This window comes from Streptomyces sp. NPDC012935, assembly GCF_042900345.1.
Classification (GTDB): Bacteria; Actinomycetota; Actinomycetes; order Streptomycetales; family Streptomycetaceae; genus Streptomyces.
The window spans coordinates 185,709-211,679 of record NZ_JBIBBC010000014.1 but is presented as its reverse complement, the minus strand read 5'-3'; the positions used below and the strand labels follow the sequence as shown (position 1 = coordinate 211,679).

Annotated in this window: 28 protein-coding genes; 13 read left to right on the top strand and 15 right to left on the bottom strand. The window is 70.8% G+C overall.

The features are described from left to right. Positions 1 to 153 precede the first annotated feature (153 nt). Together ACFY5C_RS29840 and ACFY5C_RS29835 are read right to left on the bottom strand one after the other, a co-directional pair. Positions 154 to 1,041, bottom strand: a complete 888-nt coding sequence (locus ACFY5C_RS29840) for a DUF3558 family protein (RefSeq protein WP_389449673.1) — start codon at positions 1,039 to 1,041, stop codon at positions 154 to 156. 137 nt (positions 1,042 to 1,178) lie between these two features. Continuing rightward, positions 1,179 to 2,048 (bottom strand): DUF3558 domain-containing protein, encoded by an 870-nt coding sequence (locus tag ACFY5C_RS29835; protein WP_389449670.1) that lies wholly within the window; start codon positions 2,046 to 2,048, stop codon positions 1,179 to 1,181. A gap of 215 nt (positions 2,049 to 2,263) precedes the next feature. On the opposite strand from ACFY5C_RS29835, the gene ACFY5C_RS29830 reads away from it, so the two are divergent. Further along, positions 2,264 to 3,457, top strand: coding sequence for an RtcB family protein (locus tag ACFY5C_RS29830; RefSeq protein ID WP_389449668.1), 1,194 nt, complete (start codon positions 2,264 to 2,266; stop codon positions 3,455 to 3,457). 46 nt (positions 3,458 to 3,503) lie between these two features. Here ACFY5C_RS29830 and ACFY5C_RS29825 read toward each other — a convergent pair whose 3' ends face one another. The 3 genes from ACFY5C_RS29825 to ACFY5C_RS29815 all read right to left on the bottom strand — a co-directional run bounded on the left by ACFY5C_RS29825 (position 3,504) and on the right by ACFY5C_RS29815 (position 5,315). After that, complete coding sequence (locus ACFY5C_RS29825; protein WP_389449665.1) at positions 3,504 to 4,241, bottom strand: hypothetical protein; 738 nt, start codon at positions 4,239 to 4,241, stop codon at positions 3,504 to 3,506. 175 nt (positions 4,242 to 4,416) lie between these two features. Further along, complete coding sequence (locus ACFY5C_RS29820; protein WP_389449662.1) at positions 4,417 to 4,542, bottom strand: hypothetical protein; 126 nt, start codon at positions 4,540 to 4,542, stop codon at positions 4,417 to 4,419. Next, positions 4,539 to 5,315 (bottom strand): SDR family NAD(P)-dependent oxidoreductase, encoded by a 777-nt coding sequence (locus ACFY5C_RS29815; protein ID WP_389449659.1) that lies wholly within the window; start codon positions 5,313 to 5,315, stop codon positions 4,539 to 4,541. Before ACFY5C_RS29815 ends, ACFY5C_RS29820 begins: the two co-directional genes overlap by 4 nt. Before the next feature lie 104 nt (positions 5,316 to 5,419). On the opposite strand from ACFY5C_RS29815, the gene ACFY5C_RS29810 reads away from it, so the two are divergent. Next, complete coding sequence (locus ACFY5C_RS29810) at positions 5,420 to 5,848, top strand: ester cyclase (RefSeq protein ID WP_389449656.1); 429 nt, start codon at positions 5,420 to 5,422, stop codon at positions 5,846 to 5,848. Positions 5,849 to 5,856: 8 nt separating this feature from the next. Here the strand turns inward: ACFY5C_RS29810 and ACFY5C_RS29805 are convergent, their stop codons facing one another. After that, positions 5,857 to 6,192, bottom strand: coding sequence for a YnfA family protein (locus ACFY5C_RS29805; protein ID WP_389449654.1), 336 nt, complete (start codon positions 6,190 to 6,192; stop codon positions 5,857 to 5,859). Between the two features lie 154 nt (positions 6,193 to 6,346). On the opposite strand from ACFY5C_RS29805, the gene ACFY5C_RS29800 reads away from it, so the two are divergent. Next, complete coding sequence (locus tag ACFY5C_RS29800; protein ID WP_389449651.1) at positions 6,347 to 6,832, top strand: hypothetical protein; 486 nt, start codon at positions 6,347 to 6,349, stop codon at positions 6,830 to 6,832. Positions 6,833 to 6,886: 54 nt separating this feature from the next. On the opposite strand, the gene ACFY5C_RS29795 is transcribed toward ACFY5C_RS29800, so the two are convergent. Further along, the gene (locus tag ACFY5C_RS29795) at positions 6,887 to 7,294 is read right to left on the bottom strand and encodes a winged helix-turn-helix transcriptional regulator (RefSeq protein ID WP_389449648.1); all 408 of its coding nucleotides are present in this window, start codon (positions 7,292 to 7,294) and stop codon (positions 6,887 to 6,889) included. 132 nt (positions 7,295 to 7,426) lie between these two features. On the opposite strand from ACFY5C_RS29795, the gene ACFY5C_RS29790 reads away from it, so the two are divergent. After that, the gene (locus tag ACFY5C_RS29790) at positions 7,427 to 8,317 is read left to right on the top strand and encodes an NADP-dependent oxidoreductase (RefSeq protein ID WP_389449645.1); all 891 of its coding nucleotides are present in this window, start codon (positions 7,427 to 7,429) and stop codon (positions 8,315 to 8,317) included. On the opposite strand, the gene ACFY5C_RS29785 is transcribed toward ACFY5C_RS29790, so the two are convergent. Then, positions 8,256 to 9,164: a DUF6597 domain-containing transcriptional factor gene (locus ACFY5C_RS29785; RefSeq protein ID WP_389449642.1), complete on the bottom strand. Its 909-nt coding sequence runs from the start codon at positions 9,162 to 9,164 to the stop codon at positions 8,256 to 8,258. The two genes, ACFY5C_RS29790 and ACFY5C_RS29785, sit on opposite strands and share 62 nt — an antisense overlap. Positions 9,165 to 9,243: 79 nt before the next feature. On the opposite strand from ACFY5C_RS29785, the gene ACFY5C_RS29780 reads away from it, so the two are divergent. The 6 genes from ACFY5C_RS29780 to ACFY5C_RS29755 all read left to right on the top strand — a co-directional run bounded on the left by ACFY5C_RS29780 (position 9,244) and on the right by ACFY5C_RS29755 (position 15,356). Further along, positions 9,244 to 9,840, top strand: a complete 597-nt coding sequence (locus ACFY5C_RS29780; RefSeq protein ID WP_389449639.1) for a TIGR03086 family metal-binding protein — start codon at positions 9,244 to 9,246, stop codon at positions 9,838 to 9,840. A 111-nt stretch (positions 9,841 to 9,951) separates the two neighbouring features. Next, a complete protein-coding gene (locus tag ACFY5C_RS29775) occupies positions 9,952 to 11,046 on the top strand; it encodes an LLM class flavin-dependent oxidoreductase (RefSeq protein ID WP_389449637.1) in 1,095 nt (364 codons plus the stop codon). Next, entirely contained in the window at positions 11,043 to 11,648 is a 606-nt protein-coding gene (locus ACFY5C_RS29770) for an FMN reductase (protein ID WP_389449634.1), read from the top strand. Before ACFY5C_RS29775 ends, ACFY5C_RS29770 begins: the two co-directional genes overlap by 4 nt. A gap of 140 nt (positions 11,649 to 11,788) precedes the next feature. Continuing rightward, entirely contained in the window at positions 11,789 to 12,514 is a 726-nt protein-coding gene (locus ACFY5C_RS29765; protein ID WP_389449631.1) for a response regulator transcription factor, read from the top strand. After that, positions 12,515 to 13,936 (top strand): ATP-binding protein, encoded by a 1,422-nt coding sequence (locus ACFY5C_RS29760; RefSeq protein WP_389449628.1) that lies wholly within the window; start codon positions 12,515 to 12,517, stop codon positions 13,934 to 13,936. A 154-nt stretch (positions 13,937 to 14,090) separates the two neighbouring features. Beyond that, complete coding sequence (locus ACFY5C_RS29755; RefSeq protein ID WP_389449625.1) at positions 14,091 to 15,356, top strand: ArgE/DapE family deacylase; 1,266 nt, start codon at positions 14,091 to 14,093, stop codon at positions 15,354 to 15,356. Positions 15,357 to 15,384: 28 nt separating this feature from the next. Here the strand turns inward: ACFY5C_RS29755 and ACFY5C_RS29750 are convergent, their stop codons facing one another. Continuing rightward, on the bottom strand, positions 15,385 to 16,281 hold the full coding sequence (locus tag ACFY5C_RS29750) for a LysR family transcriptional regulator (protein ID WP_389449762.1): 897 nt from the start codon (positions 16,279 to 16,281) through the stop codon (positions 15,385 to 15,387). A gap of 79 nt (positions 16,282 to 16,360) precedes the next feature. Between ACFY5C_RS29750 and ACFY5C_RS29745 the strand changes: the two genes are divergently transcribed. Together ACFY5C_RS29745 and ACFY5C_RS29740 are read left to right on the top strand one after the other, a co-directional pair. Then, entirely contained in the window at positions 16,361 to 17,305 is a 945-nt protein-coding gene (locus ACFY5C_RS29745; protein ID WP_389449622.1) for an EamA family transporter, read from the top strand. Positions 17,306 to 17,388: 83 nt separating this feature from the next. Further along, entirely contained in the window at positions 17,389 to 18,096 is a 708-nt protein-coding gene (locus ACFY5C_RS29740) for an NAD(P)-dependent oxidoreductase (protein WP_389449759.1), read from the top strand. A 78-nt stretch (positions 18,097 to 18,174) separates the two neighbouring features. Here ACFY5C_RS29740 and ACFY5C_RS29735 read toward each other — a convergent pair whose 3' ends face one another. The 4 genes from ACFY5C_RS29735 to ACFY5C_RS29720 are packed head-to-tail and all read right to left on the bottom strand — an operon-like array spanning position 18,175 to position 23,107. Next, positions 18,175 to 19,818 carry a glycoside hydrolase family 13 protein gene (locus ACFY5C_RS29735; RefSeq protein ID WP_389449619.1) on the bottom strand — a complete coding sequence of 548 codons (1,644 nt, stop codon included), beginning with the start codon at positions 19,816 to 19,818 and terminating at the stop codon, positions 18,175 to 18,177. A 60-nt stretch (positions 19,819 to 19,878) separates the two neighbouring features. After that, complete coding sequence (locus tag ACFY5C_RS29730; RefSeq protein ID WP_389449617.1) at positions 19,879 to 20,760, bottom strand: carbohydrate ABC transporter permease; 882 nt, start codon at positions 20,758 to 20,760, stop codon at positions 19,879 to 19,881. Then, entirely contained in the window at positions 20,757 to 21,779 is a 1,023-nt protein-coding gene (locus ACFY5C_RS29725; protein WP_389449614.1) for a carbohydrate ABC transporter permease, read from the bottom strand. The genes ACFY5C_RS29730 and ACFY5C_RS29725 overlap by 4 nt, the downstream gene beginning before the upstream one ends. An 11-nt stretch (positions 21,780 to 21,790) precedes the next feature. After that, positions 21,791 to 23,107: an ABC transporter substrate-binding protein gene (locus tag ACFY5C_RS29720; RefSeq protein WP_389449611.1), complete on the bottom strand. Its 1,317-nt coding sequence runs from the start codon at positions 23,105 to 23,107 to the stop codon at positions 21,791 to 21,793. A 289-nt stretch (positions 23,108 to 23,396) separates the two neighbouring features. On the opposite strand from ACFY5C_RS29720, the gene ACFY5C_RS29715 reads away from it, so the two are divergent. Further along, positions 23,397 to 24,416: a LacI family DNA-binding transcriptional regulator gene (locus ACFY5C_RS29715; protein ID WP_389449756.1), complete on the top strand. Its 1,020-nt coding sequence runs from the start codon at positions 23,397 to 23,399 to the stop codon at positions 24,414 to 24,416. Positions 24,417 to 24,857: 441 nt separating this feature from the next. On the opposite strand, the gene ACFY5C_RS29710 is transcribed toward ACFY5C_RS29715, so the two are convergent. Next, entirely contained in the window at positions 24,858 to 25,520 is a 663-nt protein-coding gene (locus tag ACFY5C_RS29710) for an HdeD family acid-resistance protein (RefSeq protein WP_389449608.1), read from the bottom strand. A 223-nt stretch (positions 25,521 to 25,743) separates the two neighbouring features. Continuing rightward, complete coding sequence (locus ACFY5C_RS29705; RefSeq protein ID WP_389449605.1) at positions 25,744 to 25,941, bottom strand: hypothetical protein; 198 nt, start codon at positions 25,939 to 25,941, stop codon at positions 25,744 to 25,746. Between the last annotated feature and the right edge of the window lie 30 nt (positions 25,942 to 25,971).

Below are 25,971 nucleotides of genomic sequence, written 5' to 3'. Positions count from 1 at the left end.
CAGTGCATGTTGTTGCGCGCAACAGGGTGGCACATCTGTGCGGCGTGCGGATTGCCGGTACGGCACGAGCCCGGTCCCTTCAGAGGGCCGGGCTCGTACAACAGGCGTGGCTGAGCTGCGTGTTGTGACTCAGCGGCGGGGCAGGTGTGACGGTCAGCTCTTCTTCGGCGCTGACTTGGACGGGGAGCCGGACGCCTTCGAGGCGCTCCCGGAGGGCGACTTCGAAGCCGACTTCGACGGGGCGCTGCTCGGCGTGCCCGCGCTGCCGCCGCCGTTCGCCTTCGTCACCGCGGCCACCGCCTCCTTGGCGGCCTTGCGCGCGAGCTTGTCCAGGGACTCCGCGCTCGGGGTCTTCTCACCGGCGAGACCGGCGCCGTTGTAATCGAGCGTCACGACGACGTTCTCGACCCGGGCCACGATCGTCTCCTGCCGGAAGGAGCCCTCCTTCTTCTTCAGGTCGTAGCGCACCGCCGTCGCCTCGTCGCCCACCCCGGCGACCGGCTCCGACTTGGTGTTCTTCGCGCCCGACACCGACTTCGCGTCCTGGGCCTGCGTCTCGTAGTACTCCTGCGCCCGCTTCTCGCCCGAACCGCGCGAGACGTCCGACTCGAAGCGCAGCATGGAGACGTTGAGCCAGCGGAACTGCGAGCCCTTCACGCCGTTGTTGTCGAGGCTGCTCCAGGAGCAGGAGCCACGCGTCGACGCGTCGTCCGACGAGCCCTCCTTGCCGGACTTGGCCTCGGGGGCGAGCTCCTCCAGCGTCTTCTTCGACAGCGCCTTGCACGGCTGCGGAATCGCCTTGTACGCCGCCGCCTGCACTGTCGGCGACGGGCTCGCGGACTCGGACGCCGACGCCGAGGCCTTCGTGTCCCCGGCGGCCTTGTCGTCCGAACCGGAGTCCGAGGAACAGCCCGCGGCGATCAGCACCGCGGGGACGACGGCCGCGCAGACAAGGGCACGCTGCAGGCCGTGAAGGCCCTTCCCCCGCTGCTCGCGCTGCTTACGCCCGTCACGCTGTTCTCGCTCTGCTACTCGCTGCATGGTTCCTTCACTCATGACTGACACTCGTGGTCCCTGCGGTCGGATCGGGTCCGAGGGGCCACGGTACGCGGTGAAGAAGGTGTGTGGTCTCGTTTCGGTTACGTCGCACCTGGGCGTACGAGGGTGCGCGAGGGGCGCTACTCGGCCAGTTCGTCGGCCAGTTGTGCCGCCAGTTTCTGGGCCCTGTCCTGCATTTCCTCGCTGTCCGGGGCCGCGCCGACGGTGGCCGGCTGCTCCTCGTACTCGATCGTCACGATCACGTTGGACGTGCGGAACGCCACAGTCACCTTGCGCTGCTGGGCCGTCGAACCGGAGCTGCTGAGCTTGTCGTCGAGGAAAGCCTCGTCGCCCAGGTCTTCGAGCACACGGGGCTGGAGCGCGGCGGGGGTCGCGCCGTCGGTGGAGGTCGCCGAGCCCGACGGGGAGGTGGAGGCGGAGGGCGAGGAGGACGCGGACGTCGACGGTGAGGCCGGGGACGAGGCGGAGGGCGAGCCGCTCGGGTCGGCGGAGGTGGTGCCCTCGCCGGTCGCGGCGCTGACGGACTCGGTGCTCGTCGGCTCGGGCAGGTCGGCCGCCTCCAGCAGGGCCGCGAAGAGCCGCTCCGCCTCGCTGTCGTCGCTGACCGACGTGTCGTACGACACCACACGCTCGAAGTCGACGAAGAGATGGTCCGTGGCGTCGGTCGACTCGACCTTCCAACGGCAGCCGACCTTGCGGTCGGTGTCGTAGGTGAGGGTCGGGGCGCCCTCGTAGGCCTTCTCGCGCTGGTCCTCGTCCGTGATCTGCTTGATGCCCGGCAGAAGCGAGTCGAGCGTGTCCTCGCCGACCACGCCGCAAGGTTCGGGCAGCGTGTCGTACCGGCCGGGCTCGGCCGCCGCGGTCGCCGTGCCGGAGTCGCCGGGATTGGAGCCGTCGGTCGTACCGCCGTCGTCGGAGCTGCCGGTGCAGCCTGCCAGCAGCGCCGCGAGGAGTGCGGCGACGCCGGATACGTAGGCCTTCCGCTGCACGGTCAGGCTCCTCTCGACGGTGGCTCTGTGGTCGGTCCGTGGCCGGTCATTCAGTGTCCCCGCTGGTTATTCGCTTGCCGCACGGGGGCGCCCACTGGAGACAATGTGTATCGCACGCACTGCCGTGGGCGCCGGTCCGTTGTCCCTTTCATCGACCTTGGTGCCGGTTTTGCGATTTCAGACTTGTATGTGTTTTCCGGGGGATTGAGGACGTTATGTCGTACGTGGAGATGCCGGGCGCGAAGGTTCCCATCCGTATGTGGACCGACCCGGCGACGGTCGAGGACGGGGCGCTCCAGCAGCTGCGGAACGTCGCGACCCTGCCGTGGATCAAGGGCCTCGCCGTGATGCCGGACGTGCATTACGGGAAGGGGGCGACGGTCGGGTCCGTCATCGCGATGCGCGGGGCCGTGTGTCCTGCGGCGGTGGGCGTGGACATCGGGTGCGGGATGTCGGCGGTGAAGACGTCGCTGACGGCCAACGACCTGCCGGGTGACCTGTCGCGGCTGCGCTCGAAGATCGAGCAGGCGATTCCGGTGGGGCGCGGGATGCACGACGATCCCGTCGACCCCGGGCGGCTGCACGGCTTCGGTACGGCCGGGTGGGACGACTTCTGGGGGCGGTTCGACGGCGTCGCCGATGCGGTGAAGTTCCGTGAGGAGCGGGCCGGTAAGCAGATGGGAACGCTGGGAAGCGGAAATCATATGATCGAGGTCTGTCTCGATCAGTCAAATTCGGTCTGGCTCATGCTCCACTCCGGGTCCCGGAACATTGGCAAGGAGTTGGCCGAGTACCACATAGGTGTTGCTCAGAAGCTCCCGCACAATCAGGGCCTTGTGGACCGTGACCTGGCAGTGTTCGTATCGGAAACTCCGCAGATGGCCGCGTACAGGAACGACCTGTACTGGGCCCAGGAGTACGCCAAGTACAACCGCGCGATCATGATGGCGCTGCTGAAGGACGTCATCCGCAGGGAGTTCAAGAAGGCCAAGCCGACGTTCGATACCGAGATCTCGTGTCACCACAATTATGTGACGGAGGAGCGGTACGAGGGCATGGACCTGCTGGTCACACGCAAGGGTGCGATCCGCGCGGGATCCGGCGAGTTCGGCATCATTCCCGGCTCGATGGGCACCAGCTCGTACATCGTGAAGGGGCTCGGAAACGAGAAGGCCTTCAACTCCGCTTCGCATGGGGCAGGTCGGCGTATGAGCCGGAACGCGGCGAAGCGGCGCTTCACGGTCCGGGATCTGGAGGACCAGACGCGGGGAGTGGAGTGCCGTAAGGACTCTGGCGTGCTCGATGAGATACCGGGTGCATACAAGAACATCGATCAGGTCATGGAGCAGCAGCGCGATCTCGTGGAGGTCGTGGCGAAACTGAAGCAGTTCATCTGCGTGAAGGGTTAGAGAGTGACAGGCGCGGCGATCGTGGGCCGCGCCTGTCACTGGCTGCTCAGCCCGGCAGCGGTACTACCCCATGCAGCAGTTTCCATCGGCGCTGTTGGCAGGGGCTCGTGGAGTAGCCGAGCTCCACCGCTGCGTGGGCGATGGTTGGTGCTGCGAGGAGGATCCGGTCCATCTCGGGGGTCCAGTGGATGCGCGGAGGCCTGCGTTCCATATCTGCGGGGCGGACCCACGGCACAAGGGAATCGGCGGCGGTCTGCTTCCGCTCCAGTGACAGGCAGCCCGGGTAATAGAGGTGGGCCGCCAACTGCTGGGCGTTCTCCTTCGTGTACAGGATGTTGTAGATGTCGTCCCGTGCGTTGCGCTTAAGCGTGCGTTCGGCTCCCGTGATGACCCTTACGTAACAGCTCGTGTAGGCGGCGATCGCAGTGCTCTTCGTTGTCAGGGAGACGAAGGGGAAGCCCTGACTCGTGAATCCCACCGAACCGTCAGCGTCGATGACGCCTCGCAGATAGTCGCGTCCCGAAAACTCGCCGAGCGGTGGGGAGATCGTTTTCGACTTGCGGCCGTAAGGCAGGCCGAGTTCGCTGAGTTCGGTCCTGGCCTCAAGGGAGCACAGGCTCCAGACAACCGAGGTGTGAGTCTCTGCGAAGTTAGTGGACCGGGTGCGCTCCGTGATTCTGCTGTAGTACGGCGTCAACTTCTGGAATCTGCGGAGTAGTTCGATGTCGCGGGCGCTGATCTCGACGCCGAACATGTAGGCGTACTCGGGGACCGTGAGGTCCATGAACTGGTGGACGCTAGGCTCGCAATCAGCCACAGGGAAGCCTCTACTTCCTTGCTGGTCAGGCCCTCGTCCGGGCGGCATCCCGGTCGAGGGCCGTCGTTTTGATGTTGTGGCGCGAGCCTAGGTCGCCAGTTCAGCGTCAGTTCGGGTGATCGAGGGGGTTCATCCCTGTGGGTTACTTCGGCGCGTGCGTCACCGCGTAGATCATCACGAACGCCACGATGTGGATGCCGAAGAGGAAGTAGCCGAGCCACCACCACATCTGGCGTTCGTTGTGGGGGTCCTTCCGGTCCGGGGTCACAGCTCCCGGTGCACCTTCGTGTTGGACGCCTGGGCGCGGGGGCGGACCACCAGCAGGTCGATGTTGACGTGGCTGGGGCGGGTGACCGCCCAGGTGATGGTGTCGGCGACATCGTCGGCCGACAGCGGGGCGGCCACGCCCTCGTAGACCTTCGACGCCCTGTCCTCGTCGCCGCCGAAGCGGGTGAGTGCGAACTCGTCGGTCTTGACCATGCCGGGCGCGACCTCGATGACGCGGACCGGGCGGCCGACGATCTCCAGGCGGAGGGTCTCGGCGAGGACGTGGGCGCCGTGCTTGGCGGCGACATAGCCCGCGCCGCCCTCGTAGGTGCCGTGGCCGGCGGTGGAGGAGACGACGACCACCGTGCCGTCGCCGCTCGCCTCCAGCTTGGGGAGCAGCGCCTGGGTGAGGTTCAGGGTGCCGATCACGTTCGTCTCGTACATCGTGCGCCAGTCGGCCGGGTCGCCGGTCGCCACCGGGTCGGCGCCCAGTGCGCCGCCCGCGTTGTTGACCAGCACGCCGATCGTCTGGAAGGCCAGCGCGAACTCGTCGACCGCCGCGCGGTCCGTCACGTCCAGCTGGTAGGCCGCCGCGGAATGGCCGGCCGCGTTGATCTCCTCGGCCAGTGCCTCGATGCGGTCCTTGCGGCGGGCGGTGAGGACCACGCGGTAGCCGGCCGCGGCGAGCTGACGTGCCGTGGCGGCGCCGATTCCGCTGCTCGCACCGGTGACGACGGCGATGCGGGAGGCGGGGGACGGGGCTGCGGCGGGCATGGCTGCTCCTCTTGCGTGGTCGAGTCCAGGGACTGTCCGGCCAGGATAGGCGCGCGGGACGGTGGGACAATGAGACGGGTGATTCCCCGAGCAGGAGGTGGATCATGGGACACGCACGTGAGGTCATGGACCGGCTCACCGCGGCGATCACCACCGCGGACCCCAAGGGCATCGCCGAGCTGTACGCACAGGACGCGGTCGCCGTCACCCCGGACGGCGGGGAACTGCACGGGCGCGACGACATCGCCGCGTACTGGCGCCAGATGACGGAAATGGTTCCCGACGGCCGGTACGAGTCGGTGCACTCGTACGAGGTCGGCAACACGGCCATCGACGAGGGCGTCTTCACCGGCCGGAACACGGGACCGATCCAGTTGCCCACCGGCGAGACGCTGCCCGCCACGCAGAAGGAGATCAGGATCCGCGGGGTCGACTTCGCCACCGTCGACGACAGCGGACACATCGTCGACTACCGGCTCTACTTCGACGAGATGGAGTTCCTCGGGCAGTTGGGGCTGCTGCCGCCGACCTGAGACTCAGTTCAGTCGCCTCGCGGCGCGTACATGATCACCGCCATGCCCGCGAGGCAGATCAGTGCGCCCGTGACGTCCCAGCGGTCCGGGCGGTAGCCGTCGGCGACCATGCCCCAGGCCAGCGAACCGGAGACGAAGACACCTCCGTACGCGGCGAGGATGCGGCCGAACTCGGCGTCGGGCTGGAGCGTGGCGATGAAGCCGTAGGCGCCGAGGGCCATCACGCCCGCGCCGATCCACAGCCAGCCGCGGTGTTCACGCACGCCCTGCCAGACCAGCCAGGCGCCGCCGATCTCGAAGAGGGCGGCGACGACGAACAGGGCGGCGGAGCGCACGATGAGCATGCGGGCAGCTTGCCATGGGGCCGCAGCGCGTCCGTTCGGCGGTTCCGGGCCGTTCGGCGGTTCCGGGCGGTGCGCGTCACCTGTTGGACGGCGCCTGCGGTTCGCTCCGCGTGGGATACATCCGTACGACCACGCTGGAGTGAGGAGTGGGCGGATGCGGCGGATGCGGGTTGCTGCGGTGTGCGGTGCGGCCGTGATGGCGGCGGTCGGCGGAATGGCCGTGGCCCCGGCCGCCGGGGCGTTGAGCGCGCCGGAGGCGCATCTCGCCTATCACGGCTCCGCCGCCATGTCCGGCGGCCGGGTCGCCGTACGGTTCACGCCTTACCGGCTCGGGACGGGTGCCCTGCGGGACTCGACGGTGGCGGTACGGCTGCGCCTGTCCGAGCCGCTGGCGGACCGGCAGGCGCTGCCCGACAGGTGTGCGCGGGCGGGGGAGCGGATCGTGATGTGCCGGCTCGGCGTGCTGGACGCGGACGGAACGGGAGAGCCGGTCGGTCTGCGAGTACGGCTGCGGGGCGCGCCGTCGGAGGTGCTGGTGGAGTTCGACACCGTGCGCAGCGGTGGCGCGGCGGGCGTGGACCGCGGGAACGGTCAGCAGCGGGTGCTGGTGCTGGACACGGGGGACTCGTACCACTTCTGAGGCCCGTCTCCGCTTCCGGGCCGGGTGACCGGCCGGCCCGCGGTTCGGATGCCGCTACTCGTCCGGGGTCTCGCTGTCGTAGCGCTCGCGTGCCTCCCGGACCTCGTCGAAGTGGGTCTCCGCCCAGTCCTTCACCGCGGTCAGCAGCAGGGCCAGGCCGTGCCCGAGCGGAGTGAGCTCGTAGTCGACGCGGACCGGGACGGACGGGGTGACCGTGCGGGTGAGGAGGCCGTCCCGCTCCAGTGAGCGCAGGGTCTGGGTCAGCATCTTGGGGCTGACCCCGGCGATCTTGCGGCCGAGGTCGCTGTAGCGCATGGGGCCCGCCGAGAGGGCGGCGACGACGAGGCTGACCCACTTGTCGCTGAGGCGGTCCAGGAGCTGGTTGGTGGGGCAGCTCTTGAGGAACGCGTCGTAGGCGATGCGGGCCTCTTCGCGCCGCTCGGCCGCTGTCATGGTCGGCATGGCTCACCTCACGGGTACGTACGCACTCCCAGGTAACTACTTACGAAAGGATAGTAACTCTTCCTAGGGTTGTTGCAACAGCGGGGAAATCCTCCCCGACATGCGCTGATTGCACAGACCAGGAGAGTTGTCATGCGTGCTGCTGTGGTGAGGACGTTCGGCGGACCCGACGCCGTGGAGATCGTGGCGCGGGAGGTGCCCGAGCCGGGTGCGGGGCAGGTGCGGATCAAGGTCGCGGCGGCCGCGCTGAACCCGGTCGACGCGGGGTTGGCGGCCGGTGTCTTCGGGGGTGCCGGCGCCGATGTCGGGCTCGGCTGGGACGTGGCCGGGACGGTGGACGCGGTGGGGCCGGCCGCTTCCTGGGGTGTCGGGGACGAGGTGGTGGCCCTGCACTACGGCATGCTCAAGCCGCTGGGCACGCACGCCGAGTACGTCGTCGTCCCCGCGGACGCCGTCGCCAAGGCCCCGGCGACGGTCGACTCCGTCCACGCCGCGACGCTGCCGCTGAACGCCCTGACCGCCGCGCAGGCCCTGGACCGGCTGGAGTTGGGGCCGGACCAGTCCCTGCTGGTGACGGGCGCGGCGGGCGCGGTCGGCGGGTACGCCGTCCAACTCGCCGCACACCGGGGGATATCCGTGACGGCACTGGCCCGCGAGGCCGACGAGGAACTCGTACGGTCCCTGGGGGCGACCCGTTTCGCGGCGGGTGCCGTCGAGGCGGGGAGCTTCGACGCGGTGCTTGACGCCGCGATCCTGGGGGAGACGGCACTGGAGTGGGTGCGGGACGGGGGCGCCTACATCGGCGTCATCCCGGGCACCCAGCCCGCGTCCGTGCGCGGGGTGCGCACCGATGCGGTCGAGGTCGGTGCCGACGGGGTACAGCTCGCCGAGCTGGTCCGGCTGGCGGACGACGGGGTGCTGACCCTCCGGGTGGCCGAGACCTTCGCGCTGGACGACGCCGTCAAGGCGCACGCCCGGCTCGCGGAGGGCGGGGTGCGGGGTCGGTTGGTCCTGGTTCCCTGACCTTCGGTGTTCCCTGATCGGCGTTGCCGCCGGAGCGGGCGTCCGCCGCGTACGCCGTCGGCGGCACCCCCACCGTCGCCGTGAAGTCCCGCACCAGGTGGGCCTGGTCGGCGTAGCCGAGTTCGCCTGCGAGGGTGGCCCAGTCGACGTCGCTGCGGGTGCCGGCGAGGTCCAGGGCCTCGTGGATGCGGTAGCGCAGGAGGACCCTCTTCGGGCTGACGCCGACGTATGTCGAGAAAAGGCGCTGCAGTGCCCGCACCGACAGGCCCTGCTCCCGGGCGAAATCGCCGACGCGGCACACCGTGCGGTCGGCACGGATGCGCCGGACGAGGTCGATGGCGAGGTCTGCCTGCGGGTCCGGGGCGCAGGGCAGAGCGAGCAGGAAGGCGTCGAGGGCGGCCACCCGGGCGGCGTCGTCGGCGGGGGTGACGATCGCGTGCGCGGCGTCGCCCGTGGCCTGCGCGAACACCTCCTGGGCGGGCAGTACGCGGCCCGTCCACCGGGACGCCGGTGCGTCGGGGGCGTAGGGCCGGAAGCCGCCGGGCCGGAACTTCGCCCCGCAGACCCGACCCCGACCGGTCAGCTTCCGGGTGTACAGGCCGAGCGCGACCCCGGTGACCTCGGCATACGGCGGCCCCTCGGCCTCGTCCCACTGGAAGGTGAGGTTCACGGCCGGGTGCGGGACGATGTGGGAGGCGTAGGGCACGGGCAGGTCCCAGTCGATGAGCCAGTACCACTCGACGTACCGGCGCAGCGGCTCGGCGGGTTCGTGGCGGCGGAACCGGACGCGGTTCAGCAGTGCGGACGGGTCGACGATCCCGCGGGTGTCGTGGCGGGGTGCCTCCATGGCCGGATCGTACGTCGCGATCCCCCGGGCGTCGCGTTTCTTCAAGAACGGCAGCGCGCGGCTTCCCTACGGTCGGGGCATGGACACGAACAGTGCGAAGACGTACGGCATCGGTGAGCTGCTGGCCATGGCGCGCGAGCGGGCGGTTCCGGTGGTGCGGGGCATTCCCGACGCGGCCCTCGGCGCTCCCACGCCCTGCGCCGAGTACGACGTGAAGGCGCTGGTCAATCACGTCTTCCAGGTGATCGTGCAGTTTCAGAGGCTGGCCGTGAAGGAGGCGTCGGACTTCGCCGAGACCCCCGACCGGGTCGCCGGGAGCCCCGAGTGGCGGGAGCGGCTCACGGACGAGGCGGACCGGCTGGTGGCGGCCTGGTCCGCGCCCGGTGCCGAGGAAGGCAGGACCGGCGGGATGAACATGCCCGCGCGGCTGGTCGGCGCGATGGCGCTGCTCGATCTCACCGTGCATGTGTGGGACCTGGCGCGGGCGACGGGCCAGGACTACCCGGCCGCCGACGAGGCGGTCGTGGCCGAGCTGGCAGGCGCGGTGGACCAGCTGTCACCGACGGCCAGGAAGATGGGGGTGTTCGGGGAGCCGGTGCCGGTGGCCGAGGGCGCGTCGGCGTTCGAGCGGCTGCTGGGGCGGACGGGGAGGGACCCGTACTGGCGATCGTCGTGACCTGCGGGGATCCGCACCGGCACTGGTTTCCGGCGGGCCGGGAATAGTGCCGGGCCGGTCGCCGTTGTCCGGGTATAGTTGAACCGTCAACAACCTGGAGGATGAGCGACCATGCAGTTCGGGATCTTCAGCGTCGGCGATGTCACGCCGGACCCCACCACGGGCCGTACGCCGACCGAGCGCGACCGCATCAAGGCCATGGTCGCCATCGCGCTGAAGGCCGAGGAGGTCGGACTCGACGTCTTCGCGACCGGCGAGCACCACAACCCGCCGTTCGTGCCGTCGTCCCCGACGACGATGCTCGGCTACATCGCGGCGCAGACGGAGCGCCTCGTCCTCTCCACCTCCACCACCCTCATCACCACCAACGACCCGGTGAAGATCGCCGAGGACTTCGCGATGCTCCAGCACCTGGCCGACGGCCGGGTGGACCTGATGATGGGCCGCGGCAACACCGGGCCGGTGTACCCCTGGTTCGGCCAGGACATCCGGCAGGGCATCAACCTCGCCATCGAGAACTACGCCCTGCTGCACCGGCTGTGGCGCGAGGACGTCGTGAACTGGGAGGGCAAGTTCCGTACGCCTCTCCAGGGCTTCACGTCCACGCCCCGGCCGCTGGACGGCGTGGCGCCGTTCGTCTGGCACGGCTCGATCCGCTCGCCGGAGATCGCCGAACAGGCCGCGTACTACGGCGACGGCTTCTTCCACAACAACATCTTCTGGCCGGCCGACCACACCAAGCAGATGGTCGAGCTGTACCGGACCCGGTACGCCCACTACGGGCACGGCACACCCGAGCAGGCGATCGTCGGGCTCGGCGGTCAGGTCTTCATGCGGAAGAACTCGCAGGACGCGATCCGTGAGTTCCGGCCGTACTTCGACGTCGCGCCGGTGTACGGGCACGGCCCGTCGCTGGAGGACTTCACGGACCAGACGCCGCTGACCGTCGGCTCGCCGCAGCAGGTCATCGAAAAGACGCTCTCCTTCCGCGAGTACGCCGGTGACTACCAGCGCCAGCTGTTCCTGATGGACCACGCCGGGCTGCCGCTGAAGACCGTCCTCGAGCAGCTCGACCTGCTCGGCGAGGAGGTCGTGCCGGTGCTGCGCAAGGAGTTCGCGGCCGGCCGGCCGGCCGACGTGCCGGAGGCACCGACGCACGCCTCCCTGCTGGCGAAGAAGGGTTCGGAAGAGGTGACCGTCGCATGAAGCTCGTAGTCGTGTCCGCCGGGCTGAGCGTCCCGTCCTCCACGCGGCTGCTGGGCGACCGGCTGGCGGCGGCGACGGTCCGACAGGCCGCCGACCCGGTGGACGTGGAGGTCGTGGAGCTGCGCGACCTCGCGGTGGAGATCGCGCACAACTTCACCAACGGCTTCCCGGGCCGCAGACTGGCCGCCGCGATCGACGCGGTGACCTCGGCGGACGGGCTGATCGTCGTCACGCCGGTGTTCTCGGCCTCGTACAGCGGTCTGTTCAAGTCCTTCTTCGACGTGATCGACAAGGACGCGCTGACCGGCCTGCCGGTGCTGATCGCGGCCACCGGCGGCACCGCCCGGCACTCCCTGGTCCTGGAGCACGCCCTGCGTCCGCTCTTCGCCCACCTGCGGGCCGTGGTCGTGCCGACCGGCGTCTACGCCGCCTCGGAGGACTGGGGCGCGGAGGGGCTGGACGGGCGGATCGAGCGGGCGGCGGGCGAGCTGACGGGCTTGATGCAGGGCCTGTCGGGAGTCAGGACGGCCGCCGCTGACGCCCTCACGGTGGTGCCCTTCGCCGAGCAGTTGGCCGCACTGCACAGCCCGTCCGGCGTTTGAGGACGAGGCCGTTCAGGCCGAACGGGGGTCTGGGGGCGAAGCCCCCAGGGCGGCCAGGTGAGGGTGAGATCCCAGTAAGAAGGGTGATCGTAAGCTCGCTCACACGGCCGAACCGCCGGAGGCCTTGGCAGACTGAACCCGTGTCCCAGACTGTTCTCCTCGCCGAAGACGACCGCGCCATCCGCCACGCCCTGGAGCGCGCGCTGACCCTGGAGGGCTACCAGGTCACCGCGGTCGCCGACGGCGTCGAGGCGCTGGCGCAGGCCCACCGCACACCCCCGGACGTGCTGGTGCTGGACGTGATGATGCCCGGCATCGACGGCCTCCAGGTCTGCCGGGTGCTGCGCGCCGAGGGCGACCGCACCCCGATCCTGATGCTGACGGCGCTCGTGGAGACCCAGGACCGCATCGCCGGCCTGGACGCGGGCGCCGACGACTACGTCGTGAAGCCGTTCGACGTGGAGGAGGTCTTCGCCCGGCTGCGCGCCCTGCTGCGCCGCACCAGCGAGACGAACGGCGCCCCCGTCGACGTACCGAAGCAGCCGCCCGCCCCCGAGCCCTCCGGCCGGCTGATCGAGGCGGCCGGGCTGCGGATGGACCCGCAGGCGCGGCGGGCGTGGCGGGGAGGGCGGGAGCTGGAGCTGACGCGGACCGAGTTCGAGCTGCTCGAGCTGCTGGTCCGCAACGCGGGCATCGTCCTCGACCACTCCACCATCTACGACCGCATCTGGGGCTACGACTTCGGCCCCGGCTCCAAGAACCTCGCCGTCTACGTCGGCTATCTGCGCCGCAAGCTCGACGAGCCGGGCGCGCCACAGCTGATCCACACGGTGCGCGGGGTGGGTTACGTGCTGCGGGAGGACTGAGTGGGCGCGGCCCGGCGTCGGCTCGGGAGGCTGCTGACGGCACGACGCAGCACGGGTCTGGGTACCACCTTCGCCCTGTCCTTCGCCGCCGTGACCGCCGTCGTCACGGTCCTGGTCGGTCTGCTGTCGTACACCGCCGCCGCCCGGCTGGTCCGGGTCGACCAGGAGTCCGTGTTCGACGAGGTCGTGCAGGACCTGCGGGGCGAGGTCCGGCAGCGGCCGATGACCCCGGACGACTTCTCCTCCTCCGCGCCGGGCCACGATCTCGTACGGCCCGCCCGTACCGATGTGCAGGTGCTGGGCCCGGACGGGGCCGTGGTCGACCCGGGGCGCCCGGGACTGCCGGTCACGTCCGCCGACCGGCGGATCGCGGCCGACGGGACGGCCGGGCGAATGGTCCAGCACAAGGACGTCGACGTCGGCAGCGACGTCTACCGCGTCGCGACCGTCGCGCTGGGCGGCGGACGTGGCGCCGTGCAGATCGCCCAGGAGTTCAGCGACACAGAGGACCTGCTGCGGGCACTCCAGCAACGCACGCTGCTGCTGATGGCGGCGGTGGTGACCCTTGCGGGGCTCTTCGGCTGGTGGCTGGCCCGGCGTATCACGCGCCGCCTGGTCGTCCTCACCTCCGCCGCCGAGGACGTCGCCCGCACCCGGCGGCTCGGCATCCAGGTGCCGGTCGCCGGATATGACGAGGTCGGCCGGCTGGGCCGCGCCTTCGACCGCATGCTGGGGCGTCTCGCCCAGTCGGAGGAGGACCAGCGGCGGCTGGTGCAGGACGCGGGCCACGAGCTGCGCACCCCGCTCACCTCACTGCGTACGAACATCTCCCTGCTGCGCCGTATCGACGAGCTGCCGCCCGACACCCGGGACGAACTGGTCGCGGACCTGGGCCAGGAGGCGCGCGAACTGACCGACCTGGTCAACGAGTTGGTCGACCTGGCGGCCGGGCAGTCCGACGCCGAGCCGGCCCAGCGGGTGGACCTCGCCGACATCGCCGAGGACGTCGCGGGGCTCGCCCGGCGACGAACGGGACGGCGGATCGTGGTCCGCGCGAGCGGGGACACGACGACACAGGGGCGGCCCGCGATGCTTCAGCGCGCGGTGACCAACCTCGTCGAGAACGCGGCGAAGTTCGACCGCGAGGGGACCGCGCCGATCGAGATCAACGTCGCCGGGCCCGCCCGGCCCGGGACGGTGCGCGTCGAGGTCCTGGACCGGGGGCCCGGTATCGCCGAGGACGACCTGATCCGGGTCTTCGACCGCTTCTACCGGGCCGCCGACGCACGGTCGCGGCCGGGGTCCGGGCTGGGGCTGTCGATCGTGCGGGAGGTGGCGCTGGCGCACGGGGGCGCGCCGTTCGCCTTTCGGCGGGACGGGGGCGGGACGGCGATCGGGTTCACGGTGGGCGGTTCCGGCTGAGGGAGTGCTGCACTCGCTCGGATCTCCATGGACCGGATCCCCATGGACCGGATCTCAGGACCGGATCTCCATGGATCGGATCTCCGTGAATGGGCCACTATCTGTTCGGGCGGGGCGTGCGTCGTGCCCGGTGGCCGAGGGGAGGAGCGTCATCGTGCTGAGCGACGTGGAGAGCGCCGTACTGGCGGAGATCGACGAGGCCGGGATCGGGCGGACGCTGCTGGAGCTGATCTCCGTGCCCAGCGTGACCGGGAGCGCGGCCGAGTCGGAGCTTCAGCATCTGCTGGCGGGGCGGCTGGAGCGGCTCGGGCTGGATGTCGACCTGTGGTCCATGGACCTGGACGCGCTGCGCGCGGACCCCGGGTTTCCGGGGGCGGAGGCCGAACGCGAGGAGGCCTGGGGGCTGGTCGGGGTGACGGAGGACGGCGGTGACGGGCCGACCCTCGTCCTCCAGGGCCACGTGGACGTCGTACCGCCGGGCGACCTGGACGCCTGGGAGGGCGATCCGTTCGTGCCGAGGGTGGTCGGGGACGTCGTCCACGGCCGGGGCGCCTGCGACATGAAGGCCGGTCTGGTGGCCCACCTCGCCGCGCTCACGGCGATACGGGCCGCCGGGGTGCGGCTGCGCGGGCGGATCGGCGTGCACTTCGTCGTGGGCGAGGAGGACGGCGGCCTCGGTGCCTTCGGCACGCTGCGACGCGGCCACCGGGGGGACGTCTGCGTCATCGCCGAGCCGACGGGCGGCGCCCTCGTCACCGCCAACGCCGGCGCGCTGACCTTCCGTATCGCCGTGCCCGGCAAGGCGGCACACGGCAGTGCGCGGGACCAGGGCGTGAGCGCGGTCGACGCGTATCTGCCGCTGCACCGGGCGCTGGCCCGGCTGGAGACGGAGCGCAACCAGGACGTTCATCCTCTGATGGCCGAGCACCCGATCCCGTACGCCCTGTCGGTGGGGACCCTGCGCGCCGGGGACTGGGCGAGCAGCGTGCCCGATCTGCTGGTCACGGAGGGGCGGTTGGGGGTGCGGCTCGGGGAGGACCCGGCGCAGGCGCGGGCCGCGTTCGAACGGTGCGTGTCGCAGGCGTGCGCCCAAGACCCCTGGCTGCGGGCGCATCCGGCGACGGTGACCTGGCCGGGCGGGCAGTTCGCCAGCGGGCGGCTGCCGGAGGGGCATCCGTTGCCGGAGGTGATCCGGGGCGCCCACGCCGATGCCGGGGGAGCCGCAGGGCTGCGGGAGTGCGGGGCGCCGTACGGGAGCGATCTGCGGCTGTACGCCGGGGCGGGCATCCCGACGCTGCAGTTCGGGCCGGGGGACATCCGGGTGGCGCACAGTGAGCGGGAGCGGGTGTCGCTCGCCGAAGTCGTGCAGGCGGCGCGGACGTTGGCGGTGACGGTGCTGCGGACGGTCGGCACGAAGTGAGCCGAACCGGGGCGGCCGACGCCTGTCCTCAGGCCGTGGAGGACCGTCCGACCCCGATGACATCGAGCATCGCCCGCGTCGCCGGGCTGGGGTTGAAGCGGCTCCACGCCAGGTACTCCAGGCGATGCGGGCCGTCGAGCACCCGGACCAGGGCCAGTTCGGGGTCGTCGGCGGCCAGCGGGCCGATGTACGCCGACGGCAGCAGCGCGATGCCGAGTCCGCGGGCGACCAGCCGGGAGATCAGCTCGACGACGCCGGCCTCGTACGCGACGTCCCGGACCAGACCGGCCGCGGCGAAGGCCCGGTCGGACTGGGCGCGGGCCGGTGTCCCGGCCGCGAAGTCCACGAACGTCTCGCCGGCGATCTCCGCCAGCGCGACCCGGGAGGCGCCCGCGAGCCGGTGCCCGGCCGGCACGACGAGGGCATGCTCGTCGTGATCGAGGACGACGGATTCGACGCCGGACGGCGCCTCGCCCTCCGGAAGGCCCAGGAAGGCGATGTCCAGGTCGCCGTCGCGGATGGCGGTCGCCAGTTCGTCGCTGCGTCCGGAGCGCAGGACGACGTGGACGTCCGGGTACCGGGCGCGGTACCGCTGCAGCAGTTCCGGCACGTCCACGGCAGCCGTCGTCACGATCACGCCCACGGCGAGCCGGCCCCGTACGACTCCGGTCGCCGCGGCGGCGTCGGCGACCGCGCGGTCGGCCGCGGCCAGGCACTCGCGCGCGGCGGCGACGAACGCCTCCCCGGCGCTGGTCAGCTCGACGCGGCGGCTGGAGCGGGCGAACAGCCGGACCCCGAGCTCCCGTTCCAGTCCGGCGATCCGGTGACTGAGCGATGACTGCACCACGTCGCAGTGCTCCGCGGCCCGGGTGAAGTTGCGGGTTTCGGCGACGGCGACGACGTAGCGCATCTGCTGGAGGTCCACCCTTCCATCGTTTCGGTTCATGGCTGTGATGACAACCATGCTTTGGAGACATGGAGGGCGGCTGCGGAGACTGCGTCACATGCACTCCTTGACCGAGCGGTCACCAGGCCCGATACGGCCCTCGTACGCCCTGCCGGTGACAACCGCCGCAACTGCCGCGACCGTCGCCCTCACCGCGGTCGCCCCCGTGACGTGGGGCACCACATACGCCGTGACCACGGAACTCCTCCCGCCCGGGCACCCGATGTTCGCCGCGCTGATGCGCGCCCTGCCCGCCGGACTGCTGGGGCTGGCGATCACCCGCGTCCTGCCGCGCGGGGACTGGTGGTGGCGGGCCGCCGTCCTCGGCGGGCTCAACATCGGCGTCCTGTTCCCCCTGCTGTTCCTCGCCGCCGAACGCCTCCCCGGCGGTGTCGCCGCCACCCTCGGTGCCACCCAGCCACTGCTCGTCGCCGGGCTGGCCATCGCGGTGCTCCACGACCGGCCGACGGTCTGGCGATGGACCTGGGGCGTGATCGGCGTCGCCGGCGTCGGACTCGTCGTGCTCGGGCCGAACGCCCGGCTGGACGCCGTCGGCGTGCTCGCCGGCCTCGGCGGTACGGCCGCCATGGCCGGCGGGGTCGTCCTCACCAAGCGCTGGGGCCGTCCCGCGGGCGTCGGCCCCCTGACCCTGGCGGGCTGGCAACTGACCGCCGGCGGGCTGCTGTTGCTCCCCCTCACCCTCGCGATCGAGGGCGTGCCGCAGCGGATCGACGCCGGGGCGGCCGGCGGCTACCTGTGGCTCGGGAGCATGGGCGGGTTGATCGCGTACACGCTGTGGTTCCGCGGTATCGGCAGGCTGCCGGTCGGCGCGTCGGCGCCGCTGGTGCTGCTGTCCCCGCTGGTGGCGACCGTCGTCGGCCTCGCCCTGGGCGAATCGCTGAGCCTGCCGCAGAGCATCGGCTTCGCGCTCGCCCTGGCCGCGTTGCTGGCGGCACAGCTCAATTCCCCGAAGACGCTGATGAGAGGAGTGCGGCTGCGATGACGACGGGTGCGATGACGACAGGTGCGACTACGACGGGTGCGACTACGACGCGTGCGACTACGAGGAGTTCGATGAACGCAGGCATGACGATCGCCGTGCTCGGTGCCACCGGGATGGTCGGCAGCCGGGTGGTCGGTGAGGCGGCCGCGCGCGGACACCGGGTGCTCGCCCTGTCCCGGAAACCCCCGGATCCGGAACAGGCTCCGAACGTCACGCCGGTCGCGGTGGACGCGAACGACGCAGCCGCCCTGCGCGAGGCGTTCACGCAGCGCGGGGCGGACGCCGTGGTGCTCACCGTACGGACCCATCCGGTCGACCCGCAGTTCCTGGTCGGCGCCACCCGTGCGGTGCTGGACGTCGCCGCTCGACTCGGCATCCGCATCCTCGTCGTCGGCGGTGCCGGCGCGTTGCGCAGCCCGGACGACCGCGACGTGCTGGTGGCCGACAACCCCGCGTATGTTCCGGCCGAGTGGCGGGCCGTAGCGGCAGCCGGCACGGCTCAGCTGCGGACCTGTCAGGCGCACCCCGATGCCGACTGGGCCTATCTGAGCCCACCGGCCCTGCTGGAGCCCGGTGAGCGGACCGGCCGCTACCGGCGGGGCACCGACACCTTGCTCACCGGCGCCGACGGCCGTTCGTGGATCAGCGCGGAGGACCTGGCGGTCGCGGTCGTCGACGAACTGGAGACCTGCGGCCCCGGACGCCAGATCCAAGGCGTCCGCGGCAGCCGCCACTTCACGGTCGTCCACGGCGACGAGAGCCCGGCGGTCCCGGATCCGGCCCGTCCCTGACAAGCCTGGTGTCCGTACGCGACGACGCCTGACCGCCCACCGGTGGCAGTTCGCCAGGCGGTCAGGCGGGGTTGCGAGCTACACCGCCAGCCAGGCCGCCTGATCCGGCGCCAGCACGGCGCCCTCCACGGGACCGCTCGCCAGCAGCACCGCGGTGTGGTCGGGCAGCGGGCACGGCTCGGCCGAGAGGTTGACCACGCACACGAAGCCGGGGTCACGGCTGAAGGCGAGCACGCCTTCGGCGGTCTCCAGCCAGGTCATGGTTCCGTCGCCGAGGGCGGGGTGCTCGCGGCGCAGACGCAGGGCCGTGCGGTAGAGCTCCAGCATGGAGTCCGGGTCGCCCGACTGGGCCGCCACGGTGTGCGACGCCCAGTCGGCGGGCTGCGGCAGCCAGGGCTCGGCGGTGGCGCCGTCGGGACTGAAGCCGTACGGGGTGCTCCGGCCGGACCAGGGGATCGGGACCCGGCAGCCGTCGCGGCCACGGTCGGTGTGGCCGGAGCGTTCCCAGACGGGGTCCTGGAGAACGGCCTCGGGCAGGTCCTCGACCTCGGGCAGGCCGAGTTCCTCGCCCTGGTAGACGTAGGCGCCGCCGGGCAGGGACAGCATGAGCAGGGCGGCGGCGCGGGCGCGCCGGGTGCCCAGCTCCAGGTCGAGGGGGCCCTCGGGTTCGTACGAGGTGTTCGCCACCCAGCGCTTGGTGGCCTTGCGGCCGTAGCGGCTGGGGTGCCGGACGACGTCATGGTTGGACAGCACCCAGGTGGCGGGCGCGCCCACCGCGCCGAGCATCTCCAGGGAGCCGTCGATGACCGTGCGCAGGTCCTTCGGGTGCCAACTCGACATCAGGAAGTCGAAGTTGAAAGCGGTGTGCAGGCCGTCGCGGCGGACGTACGCGGCCAGTCGTTCGGGGGTGTCCGCCCAGGCCTCGGCGACGAAGGACCGGTCCCCGGGGAACTCGTCGGCCACCCGGCGCCAGGCGCGGTAGATGTCGTGGACCTCGTCGCGGTCCCAGTGCGGATGGTCGACGTGCTGCCAGGCCTGCCCGTCGTCCGGGTCCCGGCGGGGCGGGAGGTCGGGGAGCTCCGGGTGCTTGATCAGGCCGTGGGCGACGTCGATGCGGAAGCCGTCCACGCCGCGGCCGAACCAGAAGCGCAGCACCGACTCGAACTCGGCGCGCACTTCGGGGTGTTCCCAGTTGAGGTCCGGCTGCTCGGGGGCGAAGAGGTGCAGGTACCACTGGCCGTCGGGCAGCCGGGTCCAGGCGGGGCCGCCGAAACAGGAGACCCAGTCGTTGGGCGGCAGGGAGCCGTCGTCGCCCCGGCCCTCGCGGAAGACGTAGCGTTCCCGCTCCGGGCTGCCGGGGCCCGCCGCCAGCGCCTCCTGGAACCAGGCGTGCCGGTCGGAGGTGTGGTTGGGAACGATGTCGGGGATGACGCGGATCCCGTGCGCGTGCGCCTCCTCGATGAGCTGCTCGGCCTCGGCGACCGTGCCGAACACCGGGTCGATCTCGCGGAAGTCGGCCACGTCGTAACCGTGGTCCGCCATCGGCGACTTGTACCAGGGGTTGATCCAGATGGCGTCCACGCCCAGCGACTTCAGGTACGGCAGTCGGGAGCGGATGCCGGCGATGTCGCCGACACCGTCGCCGTTCCCGTCGGCGAAGCTGCGGATGTAGACCTGGTAGATGACGGCGCTGCGCCACCAGGGTGCGGAGGTGGGGGACAAGGCTGGTTGTCTCCTTGGTCGTTGGGGGGAGGGGGAGAAACGGTTACGGGAGGCGGGCGGCTACTTCGCCGCGCCCGCCGTGAGTCCGGCGACGATGCGGCGCTGGAAGACCAGCACCATGACCACCAGCGGGACCGTGACGAGGACGCCCGCGGCCATCTGGCTGCCGAACGGCGTCTCGTACGTCGTCGCGCCGGTGAACTTCGAGATGGCGACCGGCGCGGTCTGCATGTCGGGCTTGTTGGTCATCGACAGGGCGATGAGGAACTCGTTCCAGGCGGCGATGAACGTGATGATCGCCGTGGTGAAGATGCCCGGCGCGGCGAGCGGGATGATGACCTTGCGGAACGCCTGGCCGCGCGTGCAGCCGTCGACCATCGCCGCGTGCTCCAGCTCGTCCGGCATCTGCCGGAAGAACGTGGTCAGGTTCCACACCGCCAGCGGCAGCGCGAAGGACATGCTCGGCACGATCATCGCCTGGTAGGTGTTGATCCAGCCGACGTCGGTGAACAGCTTCAGCAGCGGGACCACGATCGACACCACCGGGAACATCGAGGTCGCGATGACGAGCGTCAGGATCAGCCGCTTGCCCCGGAACTCCAGCCGGGCCATCGCATAGGCGGTGAACGTCGCCAGCACCAGGGCCAGGACGGTGGTGACCCCGGCGACGACCAAACTGTTCAGCAGCGCCCGCCCGAAGCCCTGCGCCGGGTCGAACACCGCCCGGTAGTTCTCGAAGGACACCGGGGACGGCACGAGCGAGGTGTCGAAGATGTCCGAGGTGCGGCGCAGGCTGGAGACCAGCATCCAGTAGAAGGGGGCCAGACAGCAGGTGACGACGGCGGCGACCGAGGCGTAGAGCAGCCCGCTGCGCCACTTCGCGGTGGCGGACGTCCTCCTCGTGCCGATGGCGGTCGTCCTCGCGGTGAGGGTGGTTGTCATGCCGTCACCTCCGTACGGCGGCGCCTTGCCTTCCCCCGGCCGCGTGCGGTGCCCTCGCCGACGAGGTCCGCGCCGAGCAGCCGTACGAAGGCCAGGGCGATGAGGAAGACATAGAGGAAGAGGAGTACGGCGTAGGCGGAGGCCGGTCCGAAGCGGACGTTGGACGCCTCGTTCTGGGCGAGCATGGACAGGGTCTCCACCGAGTGCTTCTGCGCGCCCACGAGGATGTACGGCAGGTCGAACATCCGCAGCGCGTCCATGCAGCGGAACAGCACCGCCACCAGCAGCGCGGGCTTCACCAGGGGCAGGGTGATGTGCCAGAACTGGCGGGGCGGGCGGGCGCCGTCGAGGCGGGCCGCCTCGTAGACCTCCTTCGGGATCACCTGCAGGCCGGCCAGGACGAGCAGCCCGATGAAGGGGGCCGTCTTCCACACCTCGGCGACGATGACCGCGATCTTGGCGTGGAAGCCCTCGGTGGTCCACAGGATCTGGTGGCCGATCAGGGCGTTGGCGACGCCGTCGCTGTTGAAGATCCACCGCCACAGCAGGCCGGAGATCGCCGTGGGCACCGCCCAGGGGATCAGGATCCCGGCGCGCACGAAGCCGCGCCCCCGGAACGCCCTGTGCATGATCAGGGCCATGGCCACCCCGATCACGGTCTCCAGGCCGACGGTGACGACGGTGAAGAAGGTGGTGTTCCAGAAGGCGTTCCAGAACCGCTCCCCGGTCTCGCCGAAGATGTCGGCGTAGTTCTTCAGGGCGACGAACGGCTCGGTGTCGCTGATGAATCCGGTCGCCGGGTCCAGGCCCTTCGGCCCGTACAGCGACTCCTTCAGCGCCATCAGGGTCGGGTAGATGACGACGATCGACAGCACCAGCAGGGTCGGGGACACCAACAGGGCCGCCATCCGCCCCGATCCGGCGGTCGCCCGGGCCGGCTCCCCCGTGAGCCGACGGCGGGTGACGGGTCCGGCGGCCGGCCCGTCGGTGACCTCGGGCGGGATCTCGGTCTTGGTCATGGCCCCGCCCCTCACTGCGCGACGGACTTCTGCAGCGCCGCCTGCAGGTCCTTCAGCGCCTGCGCGCTGCTCGTGTCACCGGTCAGGGCGGCGTACGCGTGCTGCTGGACCGCCGCGGTCACATCGCCGTACTGCACGACGCGCGGACGCGGCACGGCCCGCAGGATGGACTCCTTGAGCACGGGCAGATACGGGTACTGCGCGATCAGCGCCTTGTCGTCGTACTGGGAGGCGTACGGCGGGGCGGCGGAGGCCTCCTTGAGCTGCGTGGCCGTGTTCTCCTCGCTGGTGAAGAACTTGATGAAGTCCAGGGCCGTGGCCTTGTTCTTCGCGAAGGAGGACAGGGCCATGTTGTGGCCGCCCAGGCTGGAGGCGCCGGGACCGTTCAGGCCGGGCAGCGGGGCGACCGCGAACTTCCCCTTGATCCCGCTCTTGGCGGCCAGGCCGTACATGTAGGGCCAGTTGCGCAGGAAGACGAGCTTGCCGGACTGGAACGCCTGGCGGCCGTCCTCCTCCTGGTAGGTGATGCCCTCCGCCGGGATCGTGCCGTCCTTCGCGGAGCCGACGAGGAAGTCCAGGCCCTTCCTGGCCTCGGGGGTGTCGACGTCCGGTGTGCCCTTCGCGTCGGTGACGGTGCCGCCCGCCGAGTTCACGGCCTCGGCGAAGTTCACCGTCAGGCCCTCGTACTTCTGGAACTGCCCGGCGTAGCAGGACATGTCCTTCGCCTCGGGAAGCTTCTTCACCTTGCCGCAGGCGTCCTTCAACTCGGCCCAGGTGAGCGGGGGTCGATGGACCCCGGCCTTCTTCAGCAGGTCGGAGCGGTAGTACAGCATTCCGCCGTCGGAACTGCCCGGAACCGCGTACAGGCCGCCGCGGTACCTGGCCGTCTCGACCACCGGCTTCAGCATCCTGCTCAGCGGGAACCGCTCCTGCGGCAGCCGGTCGATCCACTGGTGGGCGGCGAACTCCGACGTCCACACGACGTCGAGGGACAACACCGTGTAGGCGTCGGACTTCGTCTCCGCGTTCTGGATCATCTGCCGGCGCTGGGCGTCCGGGTCCGTCGGCAGCTGGATGAAGGTGACCTTCTCCTTCGGGTGCCGCTCGTTCCAGCGGTCGATCATCGGCTGGACGGAGCCGGTGGTGTCCTTGCCGGCCACGTACGTGATGGGGCCGCGCCCCTCGAACGACGGCGCTCCGGGCTGCCCGGAGCCGGTGCCGGCGGAGGGGGAGCAGGCGGTGATGAGCAGCCCGCCAGTGGCGAGCACGGCCGAACACCGGAACGCTCTGGTCGCGGTCCTGGATGTGGGGGAGGTCTTGGTCGTCACTGTCTCTCCTGGGTGTGCGGATCCTCTTGAGACTGCGTTGTCATGACGCCTGATTGAACAAACAGGCAGTTCAGAGCCGTAATGTCGACGATTTCGGGGACGAGTCGTGCGACTGTGTCGGGCCTCTGGGACAACGCTTGCAAGCTAGGGGCGACCTATCCGTAAGTCAATGTGCTACTTGGCGGTAGTACTGCGGACTGTGTGGTGAAAGCGCTGTCATGCGGACCCGTGGAAGGTGTGTTGCCTGTGCTACCGTCCGCTCATGCCACCAGCTCAGCGGCACCCGACGATGGCCGACGTGGCCGAACGGGCCGGGGTCTCCACATCCACCGTCTCCCGCACGCTGCGCGGACTCTCCACCGTCTCGTCCGACGTGCGCGCCCGCGTCGAGAAGGCCGCACGCGAGCTGAACTTCGCCGTGTCACGACAGGCTGCAAGCCTTGTCACGGGCCGCACCGGGAACGTCGCGGTGCTCGTGCCCACGCTCGACGCGTGGTTCATGGGAGCCGCCCTGTCCAGCCTGGCTCCGCTGCTGCGGGCGGCCGGCATGGAGCTCAACGTCTATGTGATCCCCGACCTGGCCGAGCGCACCTCGTTCTTCGAACGCCTCCCGGCCCGGCGCAACGCGGACGCCCTGCTGGTGTTCTCCTTCGACCTCACCGACGAGGAGACCGCGCGGCTGGACAGCCTCGGCATCCCCGTCATCTACGTCAGCCAGCACGTCGAAGGACGGCCCAGCGTCTACGTCGACGACGTGGCCGGCGCCTTGCACGGCACCCGGCACCTGCTCAACCTCGGCCACCGTCGGATCGCCTTCCTGGCGACGCAGGGGGCCAGCGGCTTCTCCTTCAGCTCCAACGAACGGCTGCTCGGCTACCAGCAGGCACTCACCGAAGCGGGCGTCCCGCTCGACGACGACCTGGTGGCCGCGGTCCAGGTCGCCGACAGGCGCGGCATCGCCGAGGCGCTCGGCACGCTGCTCAGCCTGCGCGAGCCGCCCACCGCGATCTTCGCCGAGCAGGACGAGGTCGCGGTCGCGTCCGTCCGGATCCTGCGCAGGACGCAGATCGCCGTTCCGGAACGGATCTCCGTCCTCGGCTTCGACGACCAGCCGCTCGCCGACTGGTTCGACCTGTCCACGGTGGCCCAGTCCGCCCCGGACATCGGCCGCGAGGCCGGCGAGCTGGCCCTGCGGCTCATCGAGGACTCCGAGGCCGACCACGAGCGGCACGTCGTCCTGCCCACGCATGTGATGCCGCGGGCGACCACGGCGCCTGTATTTCGCCCTCTGGATGAGTCCGGCACGTGACGAGCCCGACCGTGCTGTGTCTTTCTCCGCCGCTCATATGTGCCTTCGGGGCTCACATGTCCTGCGGTGCGCGCTCGTACCCATCAGTTGGCGATGATGACGAGCCCGGCGATGGCCACGCCGCCGACGCGTGCCCACGGTGCGGTCTGGAGCAGTCCGAGGCTGACGATCACGGCGACGGCGGCCAGAGCGCCGGCCCAGCGTCCGGAGGCGGCCGCGGCACCCAGCGTGGGCCCGCCGGTACTGGGGCTTCACCCGACGTGGGTGAGCCTGCGGGCGCCGTCCGGCGCCGCGTCGGAGACGATGCACGCGCTGAGGGCGAGATCCGGGACGACGCAACCCGGGGCGAGGCGATCAGCCGGGACAGACGCGTCAGGGCGATCCCTGAGGCAGGCGCGTCAAGACGACCCCTGACGCGAGACTGCGCGCAGCACGACGTGGTCAGCCCGTCGGGGCGAGGCCTTGCGAGTCCGGTCCGCGCGTCCTTCGGAGCGCCGCCCGCCAGGCGAAGGCGACCACCGCTTCGGCCACACCGAGCAGGACCAGCCACAGGCCGAGCAGCCGGGTCAGGGCGCGGGCCGACTCGGCGGGCAGAGCGAGCACCACGATCCCCGCGACGATACCGAGCACCGCGACGCCCAGGACGACGCCACGGTGCGGCAGGCCCTTGGCGGCGATGGCCGTGTAGAGGGTGAGGACGCCGGACACGAGCCAGACGACGCCGACGATCAGGGAGAGCGCGGTGATGGTCTGCAGCGGGTTCCGCAGGCACAGCACTCCGGCCAGGAGGTACAGCACGGCCAGGAGCAGTCCCGGCAGTCGTTCTCCGTGCTCCTCCCGCGCGAACACGTCGACGAACCGGAACCCGCCGGTGACCAGCAGGTACAGGCCGACGAGGACAGCCAGGACGTGCAGCGTGCCGTCCGGCCAGACGAGTATCAGAATGCCCGGCACCAGCGTTGCGGCCGCCGAGCCCAGGACCCAGATCCATGAACGGCCCAGTCGGGCCAGTACGTCCGCGGGATCCTCCACCGGGCCGGGGGCCACCCCACCGGCAGGCGGTTCCGGTCCGCTGCGCGGCGCCGGACCACGCGACATGGTCATGGCTCTCTCCTCGCGTGATCGAGCGGGTCGCTCGCGGACCGCGGAACGGGCGGTACGCGGGGACCCCGACCGCCCAATCGTCCCGTGCGCCACCGGCCTCCGGGTCACCCACGGCGGGTGATACGGCGACCCCGCCCTGGCCACGGGGCCCGCGTGAACTGCCCTTTCGGGAGAATCCCTTTGTCGCGCCCACGAGTTGGCGGATCGGAACGCCCGCCCGGGATCACTCCGGCAGCTGCCGCATCTCCAGGACCCGCGGTCCCAGCGACCGGAGCCGAGCCAGCAGCCCGAAGAGGTGCGCATCGTCCGTGACCGGACCGAACAGGACCGTCTGGCCGGACATCACCACGTGGCCCAGCTCCGGAAAGGCTTTGGCCAGTGTTTCCGACATATGTCCCTGGACGCGGATCTCGTAGCGCATGCCCTGTCCTCCCGCGGGCGGCTCTGGGCG